Raw genomic sequence first — 3,046 nt, forward strand, 5'->3', positions numbered from 1 at the left:
AGAGTGCGGTGTCACACTGCTTTATACATTACTTAAAATAAGTAAGTGGCGTCCCCAAGGGGATTCGAACCCCTGTTACCGCCGTGAAAGGGCGGTGTCCTAGGCCTCTAGACGATGGGGACACAGAATATGTGTCACTAGGACGACTGAATAGTTTAACTCGTTTCAGGCGAGCTGCTTCATAACACTGCACTGACTATGAAAATAGTAAGTGGCGTCCCCAAGGGGATTCGAACCCCTGTTACCGCCGTGAAAGGGCGGTGTCCTAGGCCTCTAGACGATGGGGACACAGAATATGTGTCACTAGGACAACTGAATGGTTTAACTCGTTTCAGGCGAGCTGCTTCATAACACTGCACTTCCTTATTTAACATAAATAAGTGGCGTCCCCAAGAGATTAGTACTCTTGTTAACGTCGTGCATAGAGAGTGCGGTGTCACACTGCTTTATACATTACTTAAAATAAGTAAGTGGCGTCCCCAAGGGGATTCGAACCCCTGTTACCGCCGTGAAAGGGCGGTGTCCTAGGCCTCTAGACGATGGGGACACATAAATGTGTCACTAGGACAACTGAATGGTTTAACTCGTTTCAGGCGAGCTATCTTAATAACACTATACCTACTATAGAAATAGTAAGTGGCGTCCCCAAGGGGATTCGAACCCCTGTTACCGCCGTGAAAGGGCGGTGTCCTAGGCCTCTAGACGATGGGGACACATAAATGTATCACTAGGACAATTGATTAGTTAGACTCACATCATGAGTTTTTAAGGTAATTGCGATTAATACAAATTAAGACTCGAGCTTAATTTGTTCGCTATTTTCTCGGTTAACCCGCCTTTAACTTATAAAAGTTAAGTGGCGTCCCCAAGGGGATTCGAACCCCTGTTACCGCCGTGAAAGGGCGGTGTCCTAGGCCTCTAGACGATGGGGACACAGAAAACTGCTACCCTAGGACAAACACTTTAATAAATTGGTGGAGCTATGCGGGATCGAACCGCAGACCTCTTCACTGCCAGCGAAGCGCTCTCCCAGCTGAGCTATAGCCCCAATTTATTTTGCTAAACACTTGCGCAGTTAAACCGTGCTGTGTATCGCTGAGTGCGGGGCGCATTCTATGCAGCCACCAAAATAATGTCAACATTTTTTTCAGTAACTTTCTTTAAACGGTTTAATTTTCAACAAACTGAATAATGAATAAACCGCGGCGCTCAAAATACATGCAAGGGAGCTGTTTCAAAACAAAAATTAGGACTGAAAGGCGCACAATCTAGATTAACTGAGGTGAAATATATTCTAAAACATCAAAACAATAAGGTATACATTTATATGCAAAATAAAGTCGGAGTCTTTTCTTGTTTTTCACAACAACGTTTTCATCACCAAGTAAAACGAATTTAAGATGAACATACTAGCAATTAACTGCAACGCCCCTACTCTATTGTCAGTTATTTATATGATCACAGAGGCTCCATTAGTTACAGTCGGTGTTTTATATCAATCGTATTTAACTAACGGTATTTGGATTTTTCAATGCGATTGACTATAACCTTCCTCCCTCATGATTAAAAAACAAATCCGCTTTTGACTAACAGGCACCACTAGCTATTAAAGTATTGCATTAAATAATGAGTAAATTGATTGCACATATAGATTGAATGTAAGTAAATTGGCTATAAAACAATCTCAATCTTACTTCATTGATTATAAAACCTGCATCTAAAACATTTTTCCTCATTCAAGTGTTGACACATTTACAACTCTATCTATAATAGCGCCCCACAACAACGCAGCAATGAGTTGTTGTTTAGATGTGGGTGATTAGCTCAGTTCTAAGAAAAGAGAGCATCACCGCTATTTACAAGTAACGGCGAGGTTCACTGGTTAAAGTCCAGTACTATTTATTTTAATAGTAGCGTTTTAATTTATATGTGGGTGATTAGCTCAGTTGGGAGAGCATCGCCCTTACAAGGCGAGGGTCACTGGTTCAAGTCCAGTATCACCCACCACATATAAAACCTGTTATTATATTAGTAGTTGCATGTTTTAAATTTGTAATATGGGTCACAAGCTCAGTTAAAAGAAAAGAGAGCATCACCGCTATTTACAACTAACGGCGAGGTTCGCTGGTTAAAATCCAGTACTATTTATTTTAATAGTAGCGTTTTAAATTTGTAATATGGGTCGTTAGCTCAGTTGGGAGAGCATCGCCCTTACAAGGCGAGGGTCACTGGTTCAAGTCCAGTACGACCCACCATTCTTAGAATGGTGCATATTACATGATATCTAGATGGGTGATTAGCTCAGTTGGGAGAGCATCGCCCTTACAAGGCGAGGGTCACTGGTTCAAGTCCAGTATCACCCACCATTTAGATATAAAACTTTACGGGTCGTTAGCTCAGTTGGGAGAGCATCGCCCTTACAAGGCGAGGGTCACTGGTTCAAGTCCAGTACGACCCACCATTTATAAAATGGTTATCGTAAAGTTAGTAATTGATTATTTGGGGTCGTTAGCTCAGTTGGGAGAGCATCGCCCTTACAAGGCGAGGGTCACTGGTTCAAGTCCAGTACGACCCACCATTTAATCAAAATTATATGTGGGTGATTAGCTCAGTTGGGAGAGCATCGCCCTTACAAGGCGAGGGTCACTGGTTCAAGTCCAGTATCACCCACCACATATAAAACCTCACGTTAAATCAATAATTAGCTCAGCTGAAAAGAAAGAGCATCGCCACCCTTCACAAATAATGGCGAGGATCACTGGTTCAAGTCCAGTATCACCCACCACATATAAAACCTCACGTTAAATCGATAATTAGCTCAGCTGAAAAGAAAGAGCATCGCCACCCTTCACAAATAATGGCGAGGGTCACTGGTTCAAGTCCAGTATCACCCACCACATATAAAACCTCACGTTAAATCGATAATTAGCTCAGCTGAAAAGAAAGAGCATCGCCACCCTTCACAAATAATGGCGAGGATCACTGGTTCAAGTCCAGTATCACCCACCACATATAAAACCTCACGTTAAATCGATAATTAGCTCAG

Annotated in this window: 12 tRNA genes; 6 read left to right on the top strand and 6 right to left on the bottom strand. The window is 42.3% G+C overall.

Features of this window, described 5'->3' with window-relative positions:
- Positions 1-46: 46 nt before the first annotated feature.
- The 6 genes from H5183_RS19385 to H5183_RS19410 form a co-directional block, all read right to left on the bottom strand.
- Positions 47-122: transfer RNA gene (locus H5183_RS19385), tRNA-Glu, on the bottom strand.
- Positions 123-212: 90 nt separating this feature from the next.
- A tRNA-Glu gene (locus H5183_RS19390) sits at positions 213-288 on the bottom strand.
- A 183-nt stretch (positions 289-471) separates the two neighbouring features.
- Positions 472-547, bottom strand: a tRNA-Glu gene (locus H5183_RS19395).
- Positions 548-637: 90 nt separating this feature from the next.
- Positions 638-713: transfer RNA gene (locus H5183_RS19400), tRNA-Glu, on the bottom strand.
- A 144-nt stretch (positions 714-857) separates the two neighbouring features.
- Positions 858-933, bottom strand: a tRNA-Glu gene (locus tag H5183_RS19405).
- 39 nt (positions 934-972) lie between these two features.
- A tRNA-Ala gene (locus H5183_RS19410) sits at positions 973-1,048 on the bottom strand.
- Positions 1,049-1,931: 883 nt separating this feature from the next.
- Between H5183_RS19410 and H5183_RS19415 the strand changes: the two genes are divergently transcribed.
- From H5183_RS19415 to H5183_RS19440, 6 genes are all read left to right on the top strand, one after another.
- Positions 1,932-2,007, top strand: a tRNA-Val gene (locus tag H5183_RS19415).
- 172 nt (positions 2,008-2,179) lie between these two features.
- A tRNA-Val gene (locus H5183_RS19420) sits at positions 2,180-2,255 on the top strand.
- 35 nt (positions 2,256-2,290) lie between these two features.
- Positions 2,291-2,366: transfer RNA gene (locus tag H5183_RS19425), tRNA-Val, on the top strand.
- A 19-nt stretch (positions 2,367-2,385) separates the two neighbouring features.
- A tRNA-Val gene (locus H5183_RS19430) sits at positions 2,386-2,461 on the top strand.
- Positions 2,462-2,502: 41 nt separating this feature from the next.
- A tRNA-Val gene (locus H5183_RS19435) sits at positions 2,503-2,578 on the top strand.
- A gap of 19 nt (positions 2,579-2,597) precedes the next feature.
- Positions 2,598-2,673, top strand: a tRNA-Val gene (locus H5183_RS19440).
- Positions 2,674-3,046 lie beyond the last annotated feature (373 nt).

It is taken from the genome of Pseudoalteromonas sp. SR44-8, assembly GCF_014163635.1.
Lineage (GTDB): Bacteria > Pseudomonadota > Gammaproteobacteria > Enterobacterales > Alteromonadaceae > Pseudoalteromonas > Pseudoalteromonas rhizosphaerae.